The organism is Brevibacillus laterosporus DSM 25 (assembly GCF_002706795.1).
GTDB classification, from domain to species: Bacteria; Bacillota; Bacilli; order Brevibacillales; family Brevibacillaceae; genus Brevibacillus_B; species Brevibacillus_B laterosporus.
In genome coordinates this window covers 4,370,321-4,395,108 of sequence record NZ_CP017705.1, presented here as the reverse complement: position 1 = coordinate 4,395,108, position 24,788 = coordinate 4,370,321, and the positions used below count along the sequence as shown (strand labels likewise).

Below are 24,788 nucleotides of genomic sequence, written 5' to 3'. Positions count from 1 at the left end.
GTGGATTAGGAGGTTTTTTGTTGTTATTAAAATTTTTAGCCTTTTATTTCGAATCAAAAAGGAGGTAGATCACAATGACAGGACCAAACCCAGATGTAAAATATCCGATCGAGGGATATCAGGGCTTACAATATATTAAAAATACCATCACAAAGCCAAATATTATTGTGGGGGACTATTCGTACTATGACTGTCGAAATGGAGATTTTGAAGATCAAGTTCTACACCACTATGAAATGTATGGCGACCAACTGGTTATAGGTAAATTTTGTTCGATCGCTTCTGGCGTAACCTTTATCATGAATGGAGCTAATCATAAGATGGATGGCTTCTCCACCTATCCCTTTAACATTTTTGGTCATGGATGGGAAAGGTTTACACCATCTTTAGAAGAACTTCCATTTAAAGGAGACACCGTGATTGGAAACGATGTTTGGTTAGGTATGGATGCTTGCATCATGCCAGGGGTAAAAATTGGAGACGGTGCCATTATTGCGGCTAAATCAGTTGTAACAAAAGACGTTCAACCATACACGATTGTAGGGGGAAATCCTTCCAAAGAATTGAGGAAGCGATTTACAGACGACATCATTGCAACCCTGCTCAATGTGGCATGGTGGGAATGGGACATTGAAAAGATTTCAAATCACATTGACATCATTGTAAATGGAGATAGTAAGGCATTACTACAGGTAAAATAGGACGCACATATTCACTCTCATAAAATGTAAAAACGCTAATCTCTCCCTGTTACTTGGTAAGATTAGCGTTCTTCTCATTTCCATTTTTTAATATAGTAAACCATAGCCCCAAAGAGAACCAGAGCAACTATTCCAAAAAGTATTGCATCTATGACAACCTGAGACATTAAAAACTCTCCTTTTATATAAACACTTCCCTATTATAGTACAAAACAAGTAACATGAACATTGCCAAACTTTTGATGATACCTGATTTCACAAAAACATCCCGAGTAAAAGCCTCATATAAATATGGATGGTGGCTTTTGTCGGGATGTATTGTGCTTGCTTATTCAGTTGGATGTGGAGCATGTCCTACATGATTACTAAAGATACTAGCAGCAGATGGTTGTTGCTCCCCGTGAGAAATGTTATGATCCGGTGTCTGAGGTTGCAAAGGTTGATTCCCTACTCCCGTTGTTACGTTTTGATTACTGTGCTGCAAATCAATACTGGCTGTAGTTCCAGAGTAGTTAGCATACGTATGATGAGGTAAAATCGATGCGTTTGTTTGATTCATGTGTTGGACTTGTGAAACCAGTTGTGGAGATGGCTTCGCAATTGATTGATTCATGACGGGAGAATGTAGACCAAATGATTGGTTCATCGTTGGCTGATACGTATTGATCATGGTCTGCGTAGTTACTTCCTTCAAAGTAGCCACCTGATAATAGCCTCTCTGGTTCATGTATTGCCACACTTCATACGCCATATCTGCACAGTTAACGGCAGCTTGTGATAGAGCGCGACGCAAGGTTGGATCTGCACATTCCAATGTCGCCATCATCTTAATAGTAGCAGCAGATTTATGTAGACCCAGCATACAACTAGCGATGTCTCGATCATCTATTTCCTGTGTAGAAGTAGAAGGCGCCACCGGAGTAGGTTGACGCAATCCATATGTAGGTTGTCCATATCCCAGCCTTTTCATATGACGCTCTTGAATGGAGCTTTGATAATTCGTCTTCTGCAAAATAGATATGAGCATATTGTAAGATTGCAAATGAAATTGCAATTGATTATCCAGTATACTCATTAATTGCGGGTCTCTAACATAAGCACGATACATCTGCATATTGTTGCTAGTGTTAATCATTCCATCTAAGACCTCATGTAAATCTAGCACCTCATGTGCACCTAATCCTGCTGCCATACATAAAAACCCCCCTTGGTTTAATAAAAATCAGAGTCATACCCCTACTAGGGTTCCCTGTTTTTTCTAATTTTATGACCAAAGGGGGTTTTCTTTTATAAAAAATATTCGTCGCGCAGTTGAGTCAATTGATGTAGTGCAAGATTAGCATACTCATCGTCTCGCTCTCGCAATTGTTCTTCTATCTTATGCAAAGCTTGGTGTAAAGACTCGAGGTAGGTTGGCACGCTTTCCCCAAGATAGGGACGCAAAACGGCTGTTGGAACATATACTTTTTCAAGAAACGCCATTGCTTTGCGCTGGTGAAACAAAGGCACATTGGTTTCGTACAAATTATGTAAATCACCTTGTGTAGGGTGTGTGATTACTGCTAACGTTTTGACCAACGCTTTGCTCGGCGTCAGTTCAATGATCTCACTGATATACTCCCCCGTTCGATGCCTTACTGTAACGATGTCACCTAATTGTAGAGATCGTTCTGTCATAATGCTACACCTGCTTTCTTGATTTGTATCCTAGCGGAGAAACATAAACCAGCCAATAATAAACACACAAACGACCATTAAACCAATAAAAGTAAAAATTACCACCTTAGCTTCCTTATTGACTTTAGGCTCTGTAAGTTGATTTTGTGGTTGTTGATCCTGGTTTTGTGACATGTGATTCTCCCTCCGTTATCTTTTTATCGCTGATGCTCCTATTGTAGCAGATGTGGATAGGATACGAACAGGTGACAACTTGTTATGTAGTAACCTGGGTACTAACTACGAAAAAGGAACCCCATCTGGGGAGATGAGGTTCTTAGGAAGCGTATTCTTTTACTCGTAAAAGCTTTATCTTAAAGTCAATATAAGAAATTAATTTTTGTAAGGTCTCTACTTCCGATTCGGTGGCTTGCAGAAGTTTAATAGTTTCTGCGCAATCAGTGTCTCCCTCTGTCATGGTAAGTTGCGAGAGAGATTTTTTACTTTGTTCTAAGTAATGTACATATCGTTGTTTGTCTTCATGTAGCTCCTCTAGCATTTCAAGTAAATCTTTTGACATATAGGTTACCTCCTCTTGCTTCCAGTTCCGATTTGAATTCTTATCTATAGGATAGAGTGAAACAGTGGCATGTACAAGTTAATTTATTTGCACATTTTCTACAAGAATAGACATGGGTTTATTTTTATGTATGAAAGAAGGGTTGCTATGTTTACTCTCACAAAACATTGTGAAGCAACAAATAGCAACCCTCCCTAGTGTTCGGTTCTCTTATTTACATGAAGCCTTTACTATCTTATCGTATCCACTATTTGTTTAATCAACCTACAATTACTTGAAACAGATTTAGATACAGATGATGTACTTTTTGTGGGCTTTTGTCGACTTTTTTTCATTCTTTTTAACTGAAAGCACGCAAATCTATCTATGCTATTTTAACTAAGAACGAGAACTCGTTGCTCATCTGGTTCCATCATCCCTGTACGTGGCACTCCAAGCAGTGTCCTGCGTTGTATTTGCAAACGCTCCATACTACGTCGCTTCATCTGAATTTCCCTGTAAAAACTACACTGGGTCGTACAGAACTGATTGTTCCGTTTTTTTTGACCAGGACGGCGATGAAGCAGAGGCAAATTGCAAGACTGACACTGATTTAACATGGCACATATTTCTAAGCGTGCTGCTTTTAATTCTTGCATACTCTTCCCGCCTTTCTATGCTTATCTTAGCGAGTAGATAAAGCAAGAGTATGGAGGAAATGTGGAAATGATGTAGGAAAAAGTTGCTCATAATTTTATTATGTAAACAAATTCAGTACCCCTCTGAATATACATTTGTAAGCTATTTATACCCTAAAAGCACATGAAATGATCACAAATAAATTTTTAGAAGTGCCAAAAAGTAAGAGCGTTGCTATACTTAAAGTATGTATTTGTTCCAGAAAATTCAGTCAACAATTCTTGTTTCAACAAAAAAAGGAGGGATTATCCAATGGAACGTAGTGAAAAATCTGCATGGGGACAATTTCATCGGGAAAGTAAACATGCTATCGATCCTATTTACTTAAATCGCTGGTCTCCTCGCTCATTTGCAGAAAAAACTGTAGAAGCTGAAGTATTATATCGCATATTTGAAGCAGCACGTTGGGCTCCATCAGGCAGTAATGAACAGCCATGGCGTTATATTTTGGCACGCACACCAGAAGATCGAGCTACCTTCCTAAAATTCATTATGCCGGGTAATACCGCTTGGTGTGACAAGGCTCCTGTTCTTGCCCTTCTCTTATCTCGCAAGCTTTCCTCACGTGGTGAACCGCTTCGTTCTCATTCCTTTGATGCTGGCACCTCATGGGGGTATTTAGCTTTAGAATGTGTTCGCCAAGGGCTCGTCACTCACGCTATGGGTGGCTTCTATCCTGACAAAGCCCGTGAGCTATTGAATATTCCAGAAGAGTACGAGGCTGAAGTTGTTATTGCTATTGGTTATCAAGGAGAAAAAGAGGCTTTATCAGAAGCATTCCAAGAACGTGAGATCCCTAATAATAGACGAGAATTAGAAGAAACCATTTTTGAAGGAAAGTTTGGAGATTCACTTTCCTAATGAAGCGCAGTGTGGAAAGAGATCAAATTTTAGCTAACGAAAACTATACGTAAATCAAGAAGACCAGAGTATCTGTCCACTTTTCTCTGGTCTTTTCTTTCATAGGAGAAAAACAGCAACGATTGTCGTCACAACTAGTCCAATTAAAACGGGAATCAAGTTGCGTCTTGCTAGTTCAAACGGGCTTACACCACAAATTGCTGCTGCTGGGATTAAGGCCCAAGGAACTAGCGTACCACCACCAACCCAAATTGCTGCCACTTGACCTAAAGCTGTAAGAGTGGCAACCCCATCGTACATTGAAGAAGCAAAAAGATGGGACACCGACCCAGCCAAAGTAATACCAGAGAATCCAGAGCCATCCAAACCAGTTATAATTCCTACTCCCATAACAGTCGCTGCTGCTAGTTCTTTGGTTAACGGAATCATCTGAGCCAAAGCAACCCCAAGGTCATTAACTATTCCTTGGGAACCAGCAGGTAATATTTCACCAAATACCTTGGTAAAACCACTATCTCCCATATAAAAAAAGGCTGCTATCGGAATGACGGGTCCGAAAACTCTGAAACCGAATTGGAAACCCTGAATCAGATACTCTGTAGTCTTCTCTAACCCTCTATTTTTGTGTGTAAATATAGTAACTAGTAACGTAATAGACATTGCCGTTCCACCAATTAAAGCTGTAGCATCCCCTCCTCTTAGATTAAAAAGCCACATAGCTAGAACATCTAAGGCAAACAATAAAGGGACAAGAATGGAAAAGAAAATACGAAATGGCTTTGAAAGCGAGGAAGTATTTGTTGTACCATCCTTTTTTATTACCGTTCCTATATCTCCATTCTCCTCTACAAAAGTTTTATTTGGTAACAAATCTGGATCGACTTGTAACTTTCCATTTTTCATATCTCGACGTAACAAATAAAACGCAACACTTGTTGAAACAAGTCCCATGACCATAATTAAAGGAACGCTCGCACGTATGACATCCTCCACCGCTATCCCGGCAGCCCCCGCTGTAAGAGATGGGGCACCTTGAATGATGAAATCACTCGATAGTGCAATCCCATGACCAAATAAGTTCATCGCTATGGCAACACCTATCGCAGGTAAGCCTATACGGACAGCAACAGGAAGCACAACAGCACCAATTAAAGCCACTGCTGGTGATGGCCAGAAAAACCATGAAATAACCATCATGGAAATCCCAATGATCCAGTAAGCTGGGCCTGGAGCTTTGATAAAAAATGTCATAGGTGTAATCATTGTTTCATTTACTCCAGAAGCCGATAATACCAGACTCATGCCAACAATTACGCAAATAATCAGAATGGTAGGTAACAGCTCGTTGATTGCATAAATAAAACTGTTAAAGATTCCTTCTACTGCTGTATACATAGAGCCACTTGCCACAAAACCCAGCACAGCAATACCTACTATACTGACAAGACTCGTATCTCTCCTTAATACCATAAGCAAAATAATGAAAAGGATAAAAAGAACGTATATCCCATGAAGCCAGCCAAATTCAACCTGCATCTGTTGCAACACCCCTCCCCTTTTGTACCATATGCCTTAGAGAGAGGGTGGGTGAATGCACATATTTATTTATTTGATTGGTTTTCCAGCTTTTTGTACAGCGTTTTTAACAGATGTTGTTGACTTTTGTTTATTCACAATGATAATGCCCCCTGCTACACAAACCAGAGCAATTAATACCACGAGATGGATTGCTTCTTGTAGCATAACAGAAGAGAGTAGTACTCCAAACACAGGAATCAAGAATAAATACATGGAAACATTCCCTACTTTGTTGTATTTCATGATGTTGTTCCATAGTACAAAACCAGCGCCTGAAATAAATGCCAAATAGAACAGCATCAAGGTAGTGTTCCAATCAAATTGAAAAGGCATTATCCCTACCTGACTAGCTCCAACCGCAAGTAAACCTAATCCCCCCAGTAGCATTTGATAAGAAGTCAGATATAGAATATCGAGATGTGCTGCTTCTTGCTTTGATAAGATATTTCCTAATCCACCGCAAAACATAGCGGCCAATAAACAAATCTCTCCTATTCCAAATGTGATTCCCATCGAACCACCACTTGGTAAATTAACAATAATAACACCTAGGAATCCAATTGCTAATCCCACACATTTTCGTATACTTAATGAATCATTCTTGTACATAAAATGGGCCAGGATAATTTGAAAAAAGGAGGTAGTCCCCGCAATAATAGAGCCTTGGATCCCTGAACTGTAGCTAAGACCAATATAAAAAAAGATATATTGCAAAAATGTTTGAAAAGCTCCCACCTTCACTAATCGCTTCAAGGAGCCTGTTTGGTACCCTAACTGTTTACGCAGCAATAGCATCACCAATAAGATCCCCAGAGCAGCCAGCACAAAACGATATCCAGCAAACAGCATTTGTTCAAAGATGTCTGACTTGCCGATTTGTAAATGTTCATAGCTTTTTTTAATAAAGGGAAAAGAACTCCCCCATAAAAAAGTAGTTACTGTGGCTGCAACAGCTATACCAACAGGATGTGTAAAAAATTTCTCAGCTTTCATAAACTCGTTTCTCCTTCTACTCCTATCGGCTTTTATAACGTATAGTTTTTCTTGTCCATCCTCGAAACGAAAAAAAGCAGGCGGTAGCCGTTCATTTCATTAGGACACGGGCGCCTGAATATTTCATTCCTATATTTACTTTCGTGATCGATTTCTTTCCAATACAAAATGAAGTTGTTTATTCACTATACCTAATTGGTATTACTGGACTGAAGCCAAATACTTTGCATATTGAATCGGACGTTCAATCGATTGCTGATAAGTTTGTATTTGTCCTAATTCCCGGAAAATTTCCCGGCCAGGCTTGGGATTTACCTCAATAAGCCAAATATATCCATTTACATCAATACCAATATCAAGTGCAAGCTCCAACATCCGACCAAAATGTCGTTCGACTGTGAGAGCTGTTCGTCTTGCTAATTGATGACACTCTTCTATAATTATATGTGTTCCTTCTGCTCCAAATAACGATTCTAAAAACGGAGCCAGCTCTTTTGCCTGTCCCCCACCATGTAGATTAGAGGTAGCTGAGTGAAGTGGACCGATTCGAACTCCCATACCGGTCACGTCCCAAACTCCTGTTTGTTCCTTCTGAATGAGCAAACGGACATCTACTGATCTCTTTGGTATCAGGTCTAATTGCAAGCCTTGCTGTACAATCCATTTATCCTTTTTTCTCCATTTAGTAAGCCATTTGTTTGTCTCAAGAAGTGTTTTACACGTCGTTCTGATTTTCTTTCGCTGATCATCTCTTCCTACCAGGTGATAATGATTCTCTGCACGTTCTACCTTTACGATCCCCCTGCCACCTGTACCATTGCTTGGCTTAATATAGACATGGGAGTACCTTTCTAGTAGTTGCTTTAATCTCTTTTCTGTATACAAATAGGTTTCTGGTAGCCACTGCTCCATAGTAGGCTCTGTGGACAAGATCTGGTGTACCTTCCATTTGTTAGCCAGTCGGTGATTTGCATAATACATATGATTTCGTTTACGAAAATCTACATACTTCTTAAAAGCTTGATCAGATCGATAACGATAACGATCAATCACTACATCCGGCCAAGGAAAGCGTTTGGAGAGCCAGCCTTTTTCACGGGACCAAAAAAATCCTTGCACTAGTTTGGCTTTATCATCTACATCTTGTGGGGAAAACAGATAAAGAACCACTCCGAGTCGCTTTGAAGCACGGTGTAGCCTTTTAAAATAGCCAGGTTCTGCAAACGTCCGTCCAGATCGCCAGGTTAACACACCGATGATGGGTTTTGTCATACCATCGCCCTTTCATGTGATTTCTAGGCATTGTATTCACTATACGGACATTCGTTTCCTGACTTACAGCTTTTCCTAATCTTTGTGGTAAAAAGGACGGCTTTATTTGGTTTACAATCGTTTCTTTAGTTCCTGTAAATCCTGTGGTAGTTTTGCTGTGACCTCCACATGCTGCTCCCCGAATGGATGGATAAATTGAAGTTTGGCTGCATGTAATGCTTGTCTGTTTTGAAGGGCCTGTTTTTTTCTAGCTCCATACAAAATATCTCCGAGCAATGGATATCCCATATAAGCTAAATGAACACGAATCTGATGCGTCCGTCCTGTTTCAAGACGACAGGATACTTGTGTAGCATCACGATAGCGTTCAATCACATTAAAATGAGTAACAGCCCGGTCACCCTGTGGAGAAACTCGCCTTCTCGTTGCATGATGGCGATCTTTTCCTATAGGCGCCTCTATTTTTCCTTGCTCTTCTTGCATAATCCCTTCTACAAAAGCGATGTACTGGCGAGAAATATCCCGTCTTTCCAGTCTCTCAGCAAGCATAGCTCCAGCGAGTGGATGTTTAGCATACATCACCAATCCCGAAGTATCTTGATCCAATCGATGAATATGCCGAACCTTGTTCTTGATGTTCTGTTCTTTAAAATAACCAGCTACCCAATGGTCCAATGTCTCATGGTGAGTAGGTTCAGTAGGATGTAAAAGCAACCCGGCTGGTTTATCTACGATCAGTACATGATCGTCTTCATACGCAATTTGTAACCGTCCCTTGACTGGCTCAAGCCCCAACTCCTCTTCTTGACATACGCGCATAGCAATCAGTTGCCCGCTTATTGTTTTTTGGACTTGAGTTGCTGGCTGGCCGTTGACTACAATCTCTTTGTTTTGAAATAAAAGATGCGCCGTTTTTTTCGGAAATCCCCATCTTTTTCGAAGTAAGTCTCCAAAAGAAAGAGCAGCCTCTTGTTCACCTAGCGTGCCAAGAAGCCACTCTCCCTCTCTATTCATTGAAATCATGTCGTACTTCCTTTCCATGAAAACCATCTATCGGGATGATTCGTGCATATATGCACATGCGATCCTAATTGAGCTAACTCTCGCATATGCTCTGGATCATCTACTGTCCAAGCTATGATATGATAACCCCAATCCTTTGCTTGTTGCACAATCTCTTGGGTCAAATAAGGATACGCGAGCGATAATACATCGGCTCCTATATGCTGGGCTTGTTCGTGTAATAAAAGTGGCATACCATAAATCAACGGTCCCACCTGCAAACGTGGTGCCAATCTTTTTACATGATAGACGCTCTGATGTTGAAATGAAGTAATGATCACATGTTCTTCCATATCATACTGTTCAATTAAACGGATCACTTTTTCTTCCAGCACCTGTTCCTTGCTTGCCATCATCTGCTTTAGCTCAATATTAAGCCATTTTTTCTCGCGATTGGCAATGAGCACTTCTTCCAAGGAGGGGATCGTCTCGCCGACAAATTGATCGTTGAACCAACTGCCCGCATCCAGAGAACGCAACTCAGCAAACGTATGATCTTTAACCCATCCAGTTCCATTTGTGGTACGTTCCAACGAATAATCGTGAATAACCACAGGAATTAGGTCCCTCGTTAGCTGAACGTCAAATTCGATCCCATCTATCTCCGGGTGTTCCAGTGCCATTCGGATAGACGCCAATGTATTTTCTGGAGCAATTCCTGACCAACCTCGATGCGCGATGCATACATTGCTTCGCAAGCTGAACCCTCCTTGAAAGAACTCCCTGTTGTTCTTTATTTGTTTATAGATATGAGCGTTTCCAACAAAATCTGCTCAGAATGTTTTCAGAAGTTATGTGCCTGTACGTTTTGAAGAGCGATTCTTTCATTAAAGTTCCGCACTAATTTGCACAGAACGATCTAAAAATTGCTCGATCTCTTCACGACTTTTAGCTAGTTTGCTTACAAAACGTATGACTTCCTTGCCGTTCTTGAACGTAACAAAGCTAGGGATACCCATGATCTCTAGTTGTTGGGACAGTTCAGGAAGGTCATCACGGTTAACTGCTATCATATCCACTTTCTCTTTATACGCTTCCTCTAATTCGGGCATAAACGGATCAATCCGAAAGCAGTCAGGGCACCAAGTTGTATAAAATTTAACAACAACCGGTTTGGAAGAACGGATGGCTTCTTGGAATGCTTCTTCTGTTTTAATCTCTCTCATGTGTGTATCCTTCCTTTCCATGCATGTTTTGTTGTTAGTGTAACACACCTGCCACTTTTTTGTCTCTACATGAGGTTTAGTGAGTACTGCTTCCCTGCTAAAGCTATCTCTTCACGTAATGCTAGCATTGGGGTAGATAAGTGCTTATCTTTATGGGATGCAACTACCAAGGTTCGATTAGGGTGCGTTGATAGATGCACATAGGTTGGACAGACGTTACCGTTCATCGCTCCTGTAATCATATGAGGAGCGAAAGAAACCCCCATACCCGATGCTACCAATGCTTGCACCGTCTGGATATTTGAGCTTTCAAACACGACCTTAGGCATAAATCCAGCCTGCTCGCACAATGACAATGAGATCGTGCGAAATCCTTGCCCTTCTTTTAATAAAATAAATGGTTCATCTGCCAATGCCTTTAAATCGACAACCTGCTCCTTCGCAAATGGATGTTGAGGTGGTACAGACAAATAAATTTCCTCTTGTAATACCGTAGTTGTTAATAATGCAGGATGTTGTATAGGCATTGTTAGCAGGCTCATATCTAACTTACCATGAACCAGCATCTGTTCTAGATTACTCGATGTTTCTTCTATTAAAGTAACCTCGATGCGAGGATAGCGCTTGGTAAAGGCTGAAAAAGCTTCGGGTAACACAAATGCCCCTGTGATCGGTAGGCTACCCACGACGATTCGCCCAGCGTTCCCTTCTGCAAATTGATACATTTCACGTTCTAAGGCATCTGCTTTCACAATAAGTTCAGTGGCTAACTGTATAAATCGATTACCTGCATCCGTTAACTCAACTCGTTGTGGCAATCGGTGAAACAAAAGAATTCCCCACTCACGCTCTAATTTTGCAATTTGTTGACTAAGCGATGGTTGTGCTAAATGGAGTTTCTCCGCTGCACGGGAGAAACTTTTTTCTTGAGCTACCATCATCACGTAACGTATTTGTCGCAATTCCATCTATATCTCCGCCTGTTCTTTGTTTCTATGCTTATAGGTAATTCCTATCGATTCTATAATCATTATATCTTTGTGCTATTTCTTTATCCATGGTACAACTAACAAAAGCAGGAACGCGATAAAATGTGAAGGAGCGGAAGTCCGATGAAAGCACGCACACTATTTGAAAAAATCTGGGATCAGCACGTCATTTACGAAGAAACAGGAAAACCTAGCTTATTATATATCGATCTACATCTAGTTCATGAAGTAACATCCCCACAGGCTTTTGAAGGATTACGTCTGGCTAATCGAAAAGTGCGCCGCCCCGATCTTACTTTTGCAACAATGGATCACAACGTACCTACGAAGAACCGCTACCTTGTAGAAGATCCAATCTCACTTACACAGATGGAGACCTTAACAAATAACTGTCGAGATTTTGGCGTACCACTTGCAGATTTAGACAGCCCTGATCAAGGAATTGTGCACGTTATTGGACCAGAACTTGGATTAACTCATCCTGGGAAAACAATCGTTTGTGGAGATAGTCATACCTCTACACATGGAGCTTTTGGTGCTCTTGCTTTTGGAATCGGAACCAGTGAGGTAGAACATGTGTTAGCAACACAATGCTTACAGCAAGCAAAACCAAAAACAATGGAAGTACATGTAAAAGGTCCAATGCCGCTAGGTGTCTCTGCAAAAGATTTAATTTTAGCTATTATCGCAAAATTCGGTACTGACTTTGCCACAGGTTATGTTGTTGAATATACGGGGGAAGCTATCCGTCATTTAACTATGGAAGAACGGATGACAGTTTGTAATATGTCCATTGAAGCAGGTGCACGTGCAGGCTTAATCGCTCCAGATGACACTACTTTTGCTTACCTGAAAGGTCGACGTCATGTCCCTCAGGGAGAGGCTTTCGAACAAGCTGTTGCTGCATGGAAAGAGTTAGTAACGGATGAAGGTGCCGTATATGATGCTTACGTTGACCTCCAAGCGAGCGATATTGAGCCACAGGTTACCTGGGGAACTAGTCCAGGAATGGGTACTGGTATTACTAGAAACGTCCCTCATCCCGAAGAATTTGTTAGCCAAACCGATCAAAAGGCAGCACGAGACGCCCTTACTTATATGGGGTTATCTGCAGGTACTCCCATGACCGACATCACTATCGATCGTGTGTTTATTGGCTCCTGTACAAACGGACGGATTGAAGATTTGCGCCGTGCCGCTGCTGTAGCTAAAGGTCGCAAGGTATCTTCTCAAGTCAATGCCATGGTTGTACCGGGGTCACAAGCAGTTAAAGAACGTGCTGAACAGGAAGGGTTACACCATATTTTCACCGAGGCTGGCTTTGAGTGGCGAGAATCAGGTTGTTCCATGTGTCTTGCGATGAACCCAGATATTTTGTCACCAGGTGAGCGTTGCGCCTCCACTTCTAACCGTAACTTTGAAGGACGTCAAGGACGTGATGGACGAACCCATTTAGTTAGTCCTGAAATGGCTGTTGCCGCTGCTGTCGCAGGTAGGTTCGTTGATGTCCGAGAGTGGCTGAACACTGCTGCTGTGGTGTAAGTATGCATAGCAAGACTTAGGGGCTTTTGCAATCTATCAGATTGTATTTGGATAAGGATGATTACATGTACTCAGCACATGTAATCTCTTGTCAAAAAAGCATGGGCACTACCCCTACATTTAAAAGGAGGCACTATCTATGGAACCCTTTGTAAAAGTGACTGGCTTGGCCGCTCCTGTCGATCGGGCCAATATCGATACAGATGCTATTATCCCCAAACAATTTTTAAAACGAATTGAACGTACAGGCTTTGGACAATTCTTGTTTTATGAATGGCGCTTTACTATTGAAGGCGAGCGAATTGATTCATTTGTCCTCCATCAGCCGCGTTATGAAGGAGCAACTATCCTCCTTGCACGTAATAACTTTGGGTGTGGTTCCTCACGCGAGCATGCACCTTGGGCTTTATTAGATTTTGGATTTCGAGTAATCATTGCCCCTTCCTTTGCAGATATCTTTTATAATAACTGCTTTAAGAATGGAATTTTGCCAATTAAACTGACAGAGGAACAAGTAGAGGAATTATTTACACGTACGGAGTCTACGGAGGGTTATACATTAACAATTGATCTAGAACGTCAGGTAGTGGAGGATGGCAACGGTCTCTCCTATCCTTTCGAAGTAGATACTTATCGCAGGTATTGCCTGTTACATGGTTTAGACGACATTGGAATTACCCTACAACAAGAAGATAAGATTGTGGCTTATGAACAGAAAATGACAGTATGGTAAGAGGAATATAATTGGAATAAAGAGGAAAGGGGTTCACTATCAGGTGACCCCTTTTTTCATTACTATAAGTTTTATTATCGTATGAGGAATCTAATCTTTTTTTATGCCATCATTAATTTTTCAATATACCTAAATATTCTTTCCAAGGCCCACCGTCCGCCCTGTATCTCTCGGCCATTACCCGTACAATTTGAGCAATGTGTGTTAAATCATGAACAACCCAAGTAGAAAGCATTTCTCTTACCTTTACTACACCAAAAGCGGGGTGTGATCCAGTCAATTCAAGATGGAATTCAGATTCAAATAAAGCCTTAAGTTTGATTATATTTTGTGTTCTAATCGTTTTAAATTCAAGTAACTTTTGTTCAAGCGATCTTTCAGACCTTTCATTTAAGTGAGAATAACGATCAAATGGAGGAAAGACTTTACTTTCCCCTTCCTGAAGAATAATTTCTAACCTTGGAATCCAATTATTTTTCTCTCCTTCAATAAGGTGCTCAATCACTTCAGAGACATTCCAGGTTCCTTCGCCTTCGTTGCATAGTAACCACCTATCAGATAGACCAGATAAAAAATACTCCAACGTTTGTGGTGTACGCTCCAGAACCTCAATAGCTTCTTCCATATTAAAATTCATATAACTGCTCCTTTCTGCGATTAATCCCGAGGTACCCTTCGAACAATCTCCTTTTGTTCAGAGAAAATAAAGTTATAGATAAAGCTCTTTGTAATCACACAACTTTTTTGAGGTCATGATAATAGAGGAAAAGACTTGTCATTACGTAAGAAAAGTTATGGTCCCCATGTCGGTAAAATTGTAAGGAGGGGTAATGTGATCGACCTTTTTCAGGAATTTTCAATCTCATTCTGCAAGACTTATTAATTGAGCGTGGCAATATGGAGGCACCTCACGAAACGCAAAAAATCGTACCTCAAACAATTTATTGTAGAAAAAACCGGACCTCCTTTACTCTATAAGAGAATCCGGTTTTCGTAATCAAAGGTAGTGCAAGTTCAATCAACGTACTCGTTTCATTTAGTCTTTTCTCCTCCAAACTCCCCCTGAACAGTGTATGAACCCACTCTCTGTATAGAATGCAGTGTGTTTCGAATCATAGGTCAAAGTAACAATCTCTAATCCGATTCGCTCCGCCTCTTCAAGTAATTTCTTTACTAAAGCTTGACCGAGTCCTTTCTTCTGAAAATGCGGATGCACAATAATGTCTTCCATATAGCCATGCTGCAACCCCATTCCAGCAATATAGCCAAATGCTATAAGCTCATTTTTTGTATCTCTGAGTCCAGCCCAAAAGTTGCAACGCTCAAATAAAGTTGGGTAATCAGAATGCCTTCCGTCCCACCCCACCAGTTCTCTTAAAGCTGGAACTTCGTGCGACTCTATTGGCAGATTAATTATTATCTCCTTTTTCAGTTGACTATCCCCTTTGTTTATTCATCTTAGCTATCGTTGTTCATCATAAAGATACTGCCCAATAGCCTAACAAGACAAGCGTCTTCCTCGTACGGCCATGTAATGCTGAGCTATGTATCCCTCCCTATAGCCATTCGTATTGATTGAACCCATTGAACCCTGTTTCTGATCGGCTGTCTGTTTTACTATCACTTCGAAATATTTAGTTCCATATTTATACTGAATATTCAGGCTGTCGAGAAACCTCCTCTCCGAATTTCACGGATTGGGTAGAAAGAATTTGGTCTTCCAGAATCGTTTCTAAGGCGTTTTTCGATGGTGGGTAGACATATTTGTACCCCCTAAAAACAGATGAAAAGCTCCCTTTTTAGCGAAAGGGGACTTTCTCAACACTCTGAAGAAGCTTGCGCTTCTCCTTTGCAGGATTCCAAAGCCAAGTAGCTAGTTTTTTTAATTCATAGAAGCAAAAACAAGCATCACCTGTATGGTCACTTTTTTAATCCCTCGTAAAGTGGTCCATCTCAAGCCATACTTTTCCTTTAAATCTGCAAATACTCGTTCAATCGTTTCTTTTTTTCTTGAATAGATTTCTTTATTTTTTGGCAGGGACAAGTTCATCGGACAAAACAACGGACAGTTGGTAACGGCCTTCTGCATCTTGTCTTTTTAACAAGAAACTCACTCCTTTCTGTTCTATTCATACATTCAACAAAAAAGCGTGCAGACCTCGATACCTTTCAGTATTTTGTCCACAGTCTGAAGGGGGGTTATAGATATTTAAATATATTTATTAAAACGAAATTTGGTATCATATGTGAATTATTTCACAACATACTCTTTATTTTTTTGTATAATTAATTTGCAGTGCGAAAGAAGAAAGAATTGGGATAATTTCCGATTATTTCTTCGAAATAATTTAAGAGGAGTGAATTGTATGAAACTAAAAAGTATATTTAAATGTGTCACAATTACCGCAGTATTATCCCAGATTGCTGTATATCCAGTAACATCTTATGCAGTAAGCAACATTGAACAGAATTCTGACAATAAGAAAATAACGGAAGAAAAAAGCGATATGTTAGAAAATGGTTCACTATTAAATGTTCATGAATCCTCTGTAAAAGCAGCCTATTCTTCTAATGTTACTAATGTTGACGAACAGATGAACAAAATTTCTGATTTTTATTATCAGAATAACCTTGCATGGAAAGAAATCTCTACTTACTATTTGGTAGACCAATTAAAAGAAAAAAAGACTACTATGTCCTTAGATCTTAACGCCTCTGATATAAATAACTTAACATATAATGACTTACAACCAGAATATATAGGTGAAAACGAATTTGAAAATAAAACGGATCAGGAACAAACATTTACTACAGCACCCTATTCTCATACAGTTACAGACACTGTAAGTTCTACTGTTACGAATGGATTTAAAATCGGAGGTAGTGGAGATACTATTTTCAAAATTCCTATTTTATTAAAAGATGGAATAAAACTGAGTGCAGAATTCAATTCAGCTACAAGTACAACAAATACAACTACAGATACGAAGACTCTTACAGCTCCTTCTCAAAACATCAAGGTACCAGCCGGTAAAACCTACAAGGTGGAAGTAAACCTACAAAAGAAGAACTTCGCAGGAGATATAGACTTCACTGGAAAAGCAACCAATGTAAATTCAAAATTAACAGTAAATGCAGCATATGTTGGTCCTGGATTCCCTCGACTTGATAAAGAGCAGTCCTTCACATATGCTACAGCAGACATGTGGAAAGATTTAACGAATGATCAACGAAATCAAATTACCGGAATCTCCTTTGATAATAATAAGAATTTAACACTTAATGGTAAAGCAAAAATAGAGGGTATTTATGGAAGTAAATTACAAGTGAGTGTTTATGATATTACAAATAATGCTCATAGATTAGTACAAGTATTCTAATAAACTCACCTCTTATTTGATTACAAATGTACATTTATTTATAGTCAGAAAATGTTAAGCTTAAACAAACTCTCCTTATATCAGTAGCAAAAGAAGAGTTTGTCCACAGTCCGAAAGCACCCAATAAGGTGCTTTCGGACTCATCTACCAAGTAATTTTCTTAAAATCGCAATTATAATAGTACCTCCTACAAATAAAGCCACTGCATAAATGCCAAATGACCATGGCATAAACGCTCCTGCTGTCAAATACTTGCTGTACGTAATGCCCTATACAACAAAAGCGCATATATTTTAAAGCCTTTCGCCGATCTTTACTCCTTTCCAAGTATAGTGTTGTTCTGAGTTCGGAAAACGATACAATTTTACCTCAACCTTAACCTTTTTCTCATGCTTATCAAAATAAAAATCTGCTTCAGCTTTCGGATTCACATGACTACTTCTAAAATACCAAATGCCGCGCCGTAAATACGCTAATAAAGGCCCGGCTTGTAACCACTCTCCGGTAATGTAAATTATCGGGGGTTCTTTTTTAGGATTTTGATGCCTGAACCACGCAAAACCATTAATTCTATACTGATGCGGCTGTACATTTGTGTATATATGAGTTTCGAATTTTAGAATGTCTCCCCCTCCTGTTTTGTAGAATCCATCAATGTTCAATTGATTTGGATTGGATGCAAATCGATACATATCTACTCTCCTTCATAACAGGCGTGAATAAATTTATCCATTCCAAAATATGCGAAATGAAAAGAGTAGGAGTTTGTCTATTTGCTGAAAGTGTCGCCTATTTAAAACAAAAAGCCACCCGATTATCGAGTAGCTTTGTTCGTCTATTGAGTTTAATTTATATACTCTGTGTATACATTGTAATCATGTCTAAAATCCGAGTCTCTTGCCCCAGCGCTGACACATATATAGTATTTTTTCCCTGCTTTAACATCAAATTGTAAAACCTCTCCTGGATCTTCTGTCGTTGCTCCAGATAACCTACTTGGGCCGCGTTTCCCTTCATCATACACTCGTACTCGAAAAATATTCATATCCCCTTTACTATAAGCAAAGACTAAACTAACTTTACCCGAGCGCGTAGGGGTAAATGTATACCAGTCATCTCTATCTCTAACCTTATCCATAGGCAATTCCCCGTTTATTTGCCCACCTATCATATATGGATTAGCTTGTTCCGGTTCATCATTTGGTTCGCGTTCATAGAATATCGCTGACAACGTATTTACTTCTGTCGCTTCTGCTATTTCTGTTGCTTCAATTTTCTCTGTAGCCAATGCGGATGAGGAAATACTTGTAACTAGAGCTAATGTTAAAAAACTAAAAATTACTTTTTTCATGTAAAGCACCTCCAAGTATTTTATACGCAAACATACCAAATATATACTTTTTTACAATATTTTTCAATACATTGATATTTTTTAATATATTTTAATTTTTATATCTTTCATGCGACAATCTACAACATTTGATGGATAATAGGTAGGCCACTTTGTTTAATTAAGTCGTTGCTCTAGCTTTAATTTAAGATCGTAATGCCCTGAATCATCCTCATAGGTAGCAAATTCATAGTTTTGATAATCAAGAGCGCTAATGATTAATTCAATTTCTTTATCACTTAAAGAAACACTTTTCAATTCAGCACCTCCCATCGTTTTACCCTTCTACATATAGGTGGCTTTTGCATGACAAAAAAGAGCCACTCATCAAGAGTGACTTCTTCCTTATATGACATACTTAAAACAAACGTACATACCGCCCAAGATGCTTATTCTTATAGCGATCCTGCCAATGTTATCAGGAAACCGTGAGGTTAGGATAGCTGCTATAAAACCTGGTATAGCCAAGCATAATATCACTTTAACAAGCATCCCGAACACTGGCCACATGTTTACACTAAAATCCAAATCTTCCACAACCTTTCGTCCCAGTTAAAGTACAAAAGGCTAAAATATTTGTCAAGCATGAATAGAAAAATCCACCCGATTTATAAGGTAGCCGTTTTATCCTTCTACTTATAAGTGGCTTTTGCATGACAAAAAGCCTATCCGAAAACGAATAAGCTTCAAAGTTCTTCACATACCTAAGGATATTTACCCTTTATCATGTTATACTTGTAAAAATTGGTATATACGGAGGAGAATCCTATATGAAAGTAAGATCAGTTGGGTTATTTACGCTTATTCTTTTAGGTGTTCTTAATTACTTTGCAGCTTCTTCATCTATAGAAGAACCTACCTTTGGAACAGGTACACCTCCTGAATATTTATCCATACAAGATTTAGATAATATTACGTTTGAAGACTATAGCAGCAAAACAAAGACCATAAAAATACCAATCAAATCTATACCAGAATTTAATGAGATTTACTCAGAATTAGAAGATGATAAACAAAAAAAAGCTGAACTGGGTGTTGCTACACGTGGAATGATCCTCTCAGAAAATAAGGATGCAACCTATTTACTCCTAAAATATCAATGTGGAGTTAAGCTTTGTGACTCTCTTTTACTAAAAAAAGAGAATGAAAAAATCACAACACTACCCATAAATGAAAAATTCCTTTTTGCAGATTATCAATTTTCATCAAATGAAAAATCTTTAGCTCTTTCCTATATTACTATTCATTATGTAGACTTCCATAATAGTGACAAGGTATATAAAACATACACTGTCTATATAGTTGATCTGCCCACTTTCAAAATTAAGAAAACCTTAGAGATGAAGCAGGAACCAAATTTTAGTAAGCTTTTAAACTAAAGAATGGGGGATTATTCCCCCATTCTCACTTTTAAAATGAACTACTGTAATTTAATGACCCATACCCAAAATCACTGATATCATAACGCTTATCTCCATAATATCCGTAGCCTTGTTTGATTAGGGATCGTCTTTTAAATTGGTGAGCTGCATCATCTGGAATAAAATCTAAAATAATACTCAAGCGATCTTCATCTGGCATAGACCTATTATCATGCGCTTTACGATACTCGTCTTCTTTTTCTCGAATTTCACGCAAAATTCGTTGCATATTATTAAAACTCCAACTTTGAATCACGTGATCAAAAACAAAAGTAAGACCTTGTGTTGAAATAATACCAAATGAATCACAAAAACCTTCAACTCGATTAACAAAATCCATCGCCACATCTTCCTGACACTTTTGATTATTTCTACTTCTTCCCATCTCCATGAATGACTTCTCCCATTCCTTTATTACTACTCCACGATTGGAAATACTTGCTCCCCATTGAACCTGTTGTCTAAAACCGTACTCAAAAACTACTTTTTTAAGGATATCTCCTTTTTCTTTTCCGAAAATAGAGTAGAATTCTTTTTCATGATATGAAATATATTGTTTTAAAACTGGTTGAAGAGTTCTCTGTCCAAAGTTAAATTGAATAATACAAAAGAGATACCCTGACCATCAAAGTTACCAGCCAAGTTTGAGTAGCCATAATGACCCTCAAAAAACCCTGAATGTTGTAGTAAGTCACGTACTAAATAGCTTGCAATTGCCATTACTTCACGCCCTTTATCATATTTTGGCAGCATAAAATCCCACCATACAGGGAGGGAGTGAGTTAGTTATGAACTCACCTAAATTAGTTCCCTGTGTGCTGGGCATAAAAAGGTTATCCGATTTATCGAGCAACCTATTTATTTAGTAGTTTGATTTTCATGTATGTATCCCACCTTGATGTAAAATAAAAAAGCACCGCGTGGGTGCCTTATTATCTTTTAAATATTTTTTTGTATTTTTTATAATCCAATCGAAGTTTTTTTATCCTTTTTTTCTTTTCGGATTTTTCCATAAATCCGTTTGATCGCACTTTTTGGATTTGTTTCTTGAGTTCCTTCCTTTTTTCTTTTCTCCTTTTTTGAGTGGTTTGGTGGTAGTCTTGAAATAATTTACCATATGTATTAACTGCCGATTCTATAAACTTTTTCAACGAATTGTAAGCATCGTACAACTCCTCTTCGGATTGTATGGTTTGATATTTCATTTCGACGTTATACCATAATTTTAAATCGTTATATTCGACTAGATAAACTTTATCATAGATCAACTTAGATGTCTGAGAAAAAACATTATTCCAGACTTTCGTATCACATTCAAGCGTCTTAAAAGTAATTAGTTCTCCATCGTCAAATTCTAGATCCTCAAAACGCCATTCAACCCTTAATTGATTATTATACTTCAAAAAATAATAAATAACTGATTGTATAATTCGAATAATTGCTTTTCTTGAAGCTGTTTTTTTGCTTTAACGTTATCAACAAACTTGTCCTTTAAGTATCCTACAAGAATAGACAATACTACAGTGAATATTGGAATAATAACTACAGAATATTTCATTAACAATTCCATCAATCTCATCCCTCCTATTACATTTTCTAACGGAATAGGAGGGATGTCCATAATAATTATATCCCACTTAATTCGGCAGGGGACTCCGCCGCGATCCACTCCTTTAGCCCGCTACCGAACTTGTTGAGATTTAGGCTGGTAATCTGATTAAATAATCCAAGCATATTAATGTATTTAACCATTTACTAAATAGAGGATTTAATTAATCAAAATACGAGGTGAAGATATGAAAAAGAAAAACTTAAAAAGAATAATTAAGCAAGTACAGTACCCAATTCCACCTTATGTACCCTATTACGAAGATTATCGAACCTGGAAGAGACATGAATGTAAAAGACGCTACGAAGCCTGCATAAGATACTGTCGACAAATAGAGGGTATGACTCATACAGAGGCTAGTATATATGCTATTGATATCTGCCTAGATAACTGCATTGATGAATATTCAAATTGTTTAATTGAACATCCATGATATCTCTTTTATTTTTGGGCTAATAAAGGCCTTATTTCTAAACAACCAGGAGTGGAGTATTCGTGATGAGTGTCACGGGACAGAGGGCAAGTGACTAATAGCCATTCTTGCAAAAGATACTCCTCTGTCCGGTGCATCTCATTTATAAGAGCGGTCTACAAACTTCGAGAGGGGCGCCAAGCTTGTTCAACCGCTTCAGCTAAACAAATCTATAATCTATCAATTCCCCGCTACAACCGTCGCAGACCAGCGCGTTCAGACTCCGAATGCCCCCTCTCGTTTGGCAAGCATTCATCATCATCCATAGATTACTTCGAGTACGTCGTTGATAAGGGATAGGCGCTTCTCCCAAGGACACGTGTTCGTGTTCTTAATACAAGAGTACCGATTTCGCCTTTTAAAAACGTCCAGCATTTTATCCCTATTTTTATCCATGTTTTTTTCCTACTTTTTGTCGGGTTTTTATTTTTTTGACCTTCGAACCAAAAACAAAAACCACCTTCAAGGCGGTTTTTGTTACTACAGTATTCAGCTATCGAACCCGTTCAGCAGCCATAGCATTTGCTTTTGTTTCATGAACAGTACCATATGGATGTTCAGGCGGAGCATAGATAACGTAAATTTTAAGTTGCTTATTACCCGTATTGGTTACATTGTGCCATTTTCCAGCAGGTATCATAATTGCATAGTCATCATAGGCCATTTCTTGAAAATCTAATTTATCTTTGCTATCCCCCATTTGAACAAGTCCCTGACCTTCTTCAATACGTATGAATTGATCAGTTGTTGGATGAACTTCTAAACCGATGTCATCTCCAACATTTATACTCATCAGAGTCACTTGAAAGTGTTTCCCTGTCCATAAAGCGGTGCGGTAAGTATTGTTTTGCTTAGTAGCTTTGTCAATATTCACTACAAATGGTGTTGGTCCATAATCTTTTAAAATGATGTTTCTAAAATAAGGATTCCAGTTGTTATTCCAATTGTAATAATGAGGATTCCAATTATAACTCCAATTGTTGTTATTCCAGTTGTTATGCATTGGATTATGCCATTGATAGTGATGGGATGATCTAGGGTACATTTTCATTCTCCTCCCATGATTTCATGATTTACCTTTTATCCTATGCAGTTGCCTATTTATAGGAATGCAAAATGGGCAATAATGGGCAGGAGCCTGTGGCCTAATAAAACGATGACAATACAAAATGTCAAACAATTGATGTCCACTTTTTTCCCCGCATGTCTTCATAGTTATTGAAGCAAAACGTAACAACTTAAATTTTTTCGATGGCTTTAGGAACTCAACATAACACTCTGAAATAATAAGGGCAACAGCGTCTGGTATAATGAAATAAAAATCGGCACTAAAATGATACCGAGTGCCGTAGCAATTTGAGAGATTGCCTCTCCTTTTTTGATGTAGTATTGATCCTTTGTTAGCCCTAAATCTAAGTAAACATTTATGTCATTTACTCTTATTGGACTGAGGTATTTTTCCTCAATGATTTTCCGTTCTACTTCATCTAGCTAATACTGTAAGGCTCGTTCGATTTGTTGTGCCTTCAAGTTCTTTGCCATCTCTGTTGGATTAAGACGCGGTAACAGTTGCACAATCCCGTTTTCGGCTTTCTCTTTCTGATTCTTTACAACAACCCGTAATGCTTTGTATTTTTTACTCTCTAGCAACACTTTTCTAACTGCTTTCTCATCTACAGGTGGAAACATAGCTAATTGCTCGTGCATTGTGTTCATCAATCATTCCCCCTCACCATCTGCTCATGGTATAACAGCTTCACAAACACATGTTCCTCATGATGAAGGGACTTATTTTATTTCTCCACATAATGCTTAAATAAAATTTTAAAAGATGACACATGTTAAATGATATCGAGTGGATCAGATAACTATTGGATAAAGTAGTGATTAATGATGAATCGAATTTCCCTTCTTTTTCGAGGCATTGCAACTATTTTTCTCATTTTGATCATGTTTGAACTAAATGGTTTCCAGCCTGTTTATGCCGGTCTATCGCTACCGATTGTAGTTGATCAAGGAATCTATTGCATTGACATTCACCCTCTGCAACACCAATTAATTGTTCGGAAACATGGTCAAAAAATAAAAATATATCCTATCGCTGTTGGTAATCCGTCCACCCCTACACCTGTTGGTGAGTACAAGGTTATATACAAAGGAAAAAACTGGGGACCCTCTTTTGGACCGCGGTGGCTAGGTTTAAATGTTCCCTGGGGAATTTATGGCATACATGGCACGAACAAGCCATATTCCATCGGACAGCATCTGAGCCACGGTTGTATCCGAATGCGCAACAGAGACATTCTAGAATTATTCGATATAATTCCACTCGGAACAAAAGTTACGATTTACGGGCATATATTAGGGGACCCGAATCAAAATCCAAGAGATTTAGCCGAAGGTGATGTTGGTGGCGATGTACAACTGATTCAATCCCGTTTGAAAAGCGCCGGATACTTTAATGGGAAATGTGATGGCAAGTTTCGCTCAAATACCACTGCTGCACTAAAAAAGTTTCAACGCGACCGTCATTTGACACAGAACGGTGTCGTCTCAATTAAAGTTTACGAAGAACTAGGATTGCTGGAGTAATGAACAAGGAGAGGTCATTACTCCAGCTTGTCTTTAACTTTTACCTAAACCCTTTTAATATGGTGTGTCGATATCCCTCCCCATTACCTCCGTTACCAGTGTTGCAATGATCT

General features: G+C 38.8%; 30 protein-coding genes and 1 pseudogene. 7 read left to right on the top strand and 24 right to left on the bottom strand.

Annotated features, from left to right (window positions below; all coding sequences use genetic code 11):
- Positions 1-74: 74 nt before the first annotated feature.
- The gene (locus BrL25_RS21065; protein WP_018669980.1) at positions 75-701 is read left to right on the top strand and encodes a Vat family streptogramin A O-acetyltransferase; all 627 of its coding nucleotides are present in this window, start codon (positions 75-77) and stop codon (positions 699-701) included.
- Between the two features lie 328 nt (positions 702-1,029).
- On the opposite strand, the gene BrL25_RS21060 is transcribed toward BrL25_RS21065, so the two are convergent.
- The 5 genes from BrL25_RS21060 to BrL25_RS24950 form a co-directional block, all read right to left on the bottom strand.
- Positions 1,030-1,893 (bottom strand): spore coat protein, encoded by an 864-nt coding sequence (locus tag BrL25_RS21060; RefSeq protein ID WP_018669982.1) that lies wholly within the window; start codon positions 1,891-1,893, stop codon positions 1,030-1,032.
- Between the two features lie 95 nt (positions 1,894-1,988).
- Entirely contained in the window at positions 1,989-2,378 is a 390-nt protein-coding gene (gene kapB, locus BrL25_RS21055; RefSeq protein WP_018669983.1) for a kinase-associated lipoprotein KapB, read from the bottom strand.
- Between the two features lie 30 nt (positions 2,379-2,408).
- Entirely contained in the window at positions 2,409-2,552 is a 144-nt protein-coding gene (locus tag BrL25_RS25305) for a hypothetical protein (RefSeq protein ID WP_018669984.1), read from the bottom strand.
- 142 nt (positions 2,553-2,694) lie between these two features.
- Positions 2,695-2,937: a hypothetical protein gene (locus BrL25_RS21050; RefSeq protein WP_018669985.1), complete on the bottom strand. Its 243-nt coding sequence runs from the start codon at positions 2,935-2,937 to the stop codon at positions 2,695-2,697.
- 374 nt (positions 2,938-3,311) lie between these two features.
- Entirely contained in the window at positions 3,312-3,575 is a 264-nt protein-coding gene (locus BrL25_RS24950; RefSeq protein ID WP_094698784.1) for a hypothetical protein, read from the bottom strand.
- A 292-nt stretch (positions 3,576-3,867) separates the two neighbouring features.
- Between BrL25_RS24950 and BrL25_RS21045 the strand changes: the two genes are divergently transcribed.
- A complete protein-coding gene (locus BrL25_RS21045) occupies positions 3,868-4,476 on the top strand; it encodes a nitroreductase family protein (protein ID WP_018669986.1) in 609 nt (202 codons plus the stop codon).
- A 99-nt stretch (positions 4,477-4,575) separates the two neighbouring features.
- Here the strand turns inward: BrL25_RS21045 and BrL25_RS21040 are convergent, their stop codons facing one another.
- The 7 genes from BrL25_RS21040 to BrL25_RS21010 all read right to left on the bottom strand — a co-directional run bounded on the left by BrL25_RS21040 (position 4,576) and on the right by BrL25_RS21010 (position 11,515).
- Positions 4,576-6,012 (bottom strand): hypothetical protein, encoded by a 1,437-nt coding sequence (locus BrL25_RS21040; protein WP_018669987.1) that lies wholly within the window; start codon positions 6,010-6,012, stop codon positions 4,576-4,578.
- A gap of 69 nt (positions 6,013-6,081) precedes the next feature.
- Positions 6,082-7,047, bottom strand: a complete 966-nt coding sequence (locus BrL25_RS21035) for a DMT family transporter (protein WP_018669988.1) — start codon at positions 7,045-7,047, stop codon at positions 6,082-6,084.
- 201 nt (positions 7,048-7,248) lie between these two features.
- A complete protein-coding gene (locus tag BrL25_RS21030) occupies positions 7,249-8,319 on the bottom strand; it encodes a YheC/YheD family endospore coat-associated protein (RefSeq protein WP_018669989.1) in 1,071 nt (356 codons plus the stop codon).
- 111 nt (positions 8,320-8,430) lie between these two features.
- Positions 8,431-9,342, bottom strand: coding sequence for an RluA family pseudouridine synthase (locus BrL25_RS21025; protein ID WP_018669990.1), 912 nt, complete (start codon positions 9,340-9,342; stop codon positions 8,431-8,433).
- The gene (locus BrL25_RS21020) at positions 9,339-10,079 is read right to left on the bottom strand and encodes a glycerophosphodiester phosphodiesterase (RefSeq protein ID WP_018669991.1); all 741 of its coding nucleotides are present in this window, start codon (positions 10,077-10,079) and stop codon (positions 9,339-9,341) included. The genes BrL25_RS21025 and BrL25_RS21020 overlap by 4 nt, the downstream gene beginning before the upstream one ends.
- Before the next feature lie 129 nt (positions 10,080-10,208).
- Positions 10,209-10,547 (bottom strand): thioredoxin family protein, encoded by a 339-nt coding sequence (locus tag BrL25_RS21015; RefSeq protein ID WP_018669992.1) that lies wholly within the window; start codon positions 10,545-10,547, stop codon positions 10,209-10,211.
- Positions 10,548-10,612: 65 nt separating this feature from the next.
- A complete protein-coding gene (locus BrL25_RS21010) occupies positions 10,613-11,515 on the bottom strand; it encodes a LysR family transcriptional regulator (protein WP_018669993.1) in 903 nt (300 codons plus the stop codon).
- A 144-nt stretch (positions 11,516-11,659) separates the two neighbouring features.
- Here BrL25_RS21010 and leuC point away from each other — a divergent pair, with 144 nt between their 5' ends.
- Positions 11,660-13,078 carry a 3-isopropylmalate dehydratase large subunit gene (leuC, locus tag BrL25_RS21005; RefSeq protein ID WP_018669994.1) on the top strand — a complete coding sequence of 473 codons (1,419 nt, stop codon included), beginning with the start codon at positions 11,660-11,662 and terminating at the stop codon, positions 13,076-13,078.
- Between the two features lie 139 nt (positions 13,079-13,217).
- Entirely contained in the window at positions 13,218-13,811 is a 594-nt protein-coding gene (leuD, locus tag BrL25_RS21000) for a 3-isopropylmalate dehydratase small subunit (protein ID WP_018669995.1), read from the top strand.
- A 112-nt stretch (positions 13,812-13,923) separates the two neighbouring features.
- Here the strand turns inward: leuD and BrL25_RS20995 are convergent, their stop codons facing one another.
- The 3 genes and pseudogenes from BrL25_RS20995 to BrL25_RS20985 all read right to left on the bottom strand — a co-directional run.
- On the bottom strand, positions 13,924-14,448 hold the full coding sequence (locus BrL25_RS20995; protein WP_018669996.1) for a DinB family protein: 525 nt from the start codon (positions 14,446-14,448) through the stop codon (positions 13,924-13,926).
- A 399-nt stretch (positions 14,449-14,847) separates the two neighbouring features.
- Positions 14,848-15,177: a GNAT family N-acetyltransferase gene (locus tag BrL25_RS20990; RefSeq protein WP_018669997.1), complete on the bottom strand. Its 330-nt coding sequence runs from the start codon at positions 15,175-15,177 to the stop codon at positions 14,848-14,850.
- A 433-nt stretch (positions 15,178-15,610) separates the two neighbouring features.
- A pseudogene (locus tag BrL25_RS20985) lies at positions 15,611-15,846 on the bottom strand (transposase); the annotation flags it as partial.
- A gap of 331 nt (positions 15,847-16,177) precedes the next feature.
- Between BrL25_RS20985 and BrL25_RS20980 the strand changes: the two are divergent.
- The gene (locus BrL25_RS20980) at positions 16,178-17,191 is read left to right on the top strand and encodes an ETX/MTX2 family pore-forming toxin (protein ID WP_018669999.1); all 1,014 of its coding nucleotides are present in this window, start codon (positions 16,178-16,180) and stop codon (positions 17,189-17,191) included.
- 293 nt (positions 17,192-17,484) lie between these two features.
- Here the strand turns inward: BrL25_RS20980 and BrL25_RS20975 are convergent, their stop codons facing one another.
- From BrL25_RS20975 to BrL25_RS25300, 3 genes are all read right to left on the bottom strand, one after another.
- Positions 17,485-17,883, bottom strand: a complete 399-nt coding sequence (locus BrL25_RS20975) for a hypothetical protein (RefSeq protein WP_018670000.1) — start codon at positions 17,881-17,883, stop codon at positions 17,485-17,487.
- Positions 17,884-18,035: 152 nt separating this feature from the next.
- Complete coding sequence (locus tag BrL25_RS20970; RefSeq protein ID WP_018670001.1) at positions 18,036-18,542, bottom strand: hypothetical protein; 507 nt, start codon at positions 18,540-18,542, stop codon at positions 18,036-18,038.
- 156 nt (positions 18,543-18,698) lie between these two features.
- On the bottom strand, positions 18,699-18,854 hold the full coding sequence (locus tag BrL25_RS25300) for a hypothetical protein (protein ID WP_018670002.1): 156 nt from the start codon (positions 18,852-18,854) through the stop codon (positions 18,699-18,701).
- Positions 18,855-19,351: 497 nt separating this feature from the next.
- Between BrL25_RS25300 and BrL25_RS20965 the strand changes: the two genes are divergently transcribed.
- Positions 19,352-19,960: a hypothetical protein gene (locus tag BrL25_RS20965; protein WP_018670003.1), complete on the top strand. Its 609-nt coding sequence runs from the start codon at positions 19,352-19,354 to the stop codon at positions 19,958-19,960.
- Between the two features lie 31 nt (positions 19,961-19,991).
- Here BrL25_RS20965 and BrL25_RS25890 read toward each other — a convergent pair whose 3' ends face one another.
- The 6 genes from BrL25_RS25890 to BrL25_RS26585 form a co-directional block, all read right to left on the bottom strand.
- Complete coding sequence (locus BrL25_RS25890) at positions 19,992-20,393, bottom strand: hypothetical protein (RefSeq protein ID WP_018670004.1); 402 nt, start codon at positions 20,391-20,393, stop codon at positions 19,992-19,994.
- A gap of 167 nt (positions 20,394-20,560) precedes the next feature.
- Positions 20,561-20,755 (bottom strand): hypothetical protein, encoded by a 195-nt coding sequence (locus BrL25_RS25885; RefSeq protein ID WP_018670005.1) that lies wholly within the window; start codon positions 20,753-20,755, stop codon positions 20,561-20,563.
- 646 nt (positions 20,756-21,401) lie between these two features.
- Positions 21,402-21,671 carry a hypothetical protein gene (locus BrL25_RS24945; RefSeq protein WP_140575994.1) on the bottom strand — a complete coding sequence of 90 codons (270 nt, stop codon included), beginning with the start codon at positions 21,669-21,671 and terminating at the stop codon, positions 21,402-21,404.
- 905 nt (positions 21,672-22,576) lie between these two features.
- Complete coding sequence (locus BrL25_RS20950) at positions 22,577-23,128, bottom strand: cupin domain-containing protein (protein ID WP_026315007.1); 552 nt, start codon at positions 23,126-23,128, stop codon at positions 22,577-22,579.
- 212 nt (positions 23,129-23,340) lie between these two features.
- The gene (locus tag BrL25_RS26590) at positions 23,341-23,526 is read right to left on the bottom strand and encodes an ArpU family phage packaging/lysis transcriptional regulator (RefSeq protein WP_418230134.1); all 186 of its coding nucleotides are present in this window, start codon (positions 23,524-23,526) and stop codon (positions 23,341-23,343) included.
- A gap of 48 nt (positions 23,527-23,574) precedes the next feature.
- Complete coding sequence (locus BrL25_RS26585; RefSeq protein WP_412679218.1) at positions 23,575-23,799, bottom strand: hypothetical protein; 225 nt, start codon at positions 23,797-23,799, stop codon at positions 23,575-23,577.
- A gap of 234 nt (positions 23,800-24,033) precedes the next feature.
- On the opposite strand from BrL25_RS26585, the gene BrL25_RS20940 reads away from it, so the two are divergent.
- Positions 24,034-24,675: a L,D-transpeptidase family protein gene (locus BrL25_RS20940; protein WP_373408733.1), complete on the top strand. Its 642-nt coding sequence runs from the start codon at positions 24,034-24,036 to the stop codon at positions 24,673-24,675.
- Positions 24,676-24,788 lie beyond the last annotated feature (113 nt).